This is a genomic window from Colwellia sp. BRX10-3 (assembly GCF_014077505.1).
Lineage (GTDB): Bacteria > Pseudomonadota > Gammaproteobacteria > Enterobacterales > Alteromonadaceae > Cognaticolwellia.
This window is the reverse complement of the sequence record NZ_JACGWA010000056.1, coordinates 1-213: the sequence shown is the minus strand read 5'-3', so window position 1 is coordinate 213 and position 213 is coordinate 1. Positions and strand designations below refer to the sequence as shown.

Annotated in this window: 1 rRNA gene; it reads right to left on the bottom strand. The window is 42.7% G+C overall.

Annotation, left to right across the window (positions count from 1 at the left end):
- Positions 1–107: 107 nt before the first annotated feature.
- Positions 108–213: ribosomal RNA gene (locus H4J38_RS17030) — 23S ribosomal RNA — on the bottom strand; the annotation flags it as partial.

Sequence of the window (213 nt, the reverse complement as noted above, 5' to 3'; positions counted from 1 at the left end):
TCTCTTATTCACACAATTGTCATGCGTGATTTGTGTATTCCTACACTGTGTCAAACTACATACACACTTCATAGTCCACTTTATCAGCAAAACTACTTGGGTGTTGTATGGTTAAGCCTCACGGGTAATTAGTATTGGTTAGCTCAATGCCTCGCAGCACTTCCACACCCAACCTATCAACGTTGTAGTCTCCAACGACCCTTTAGGGAGCTT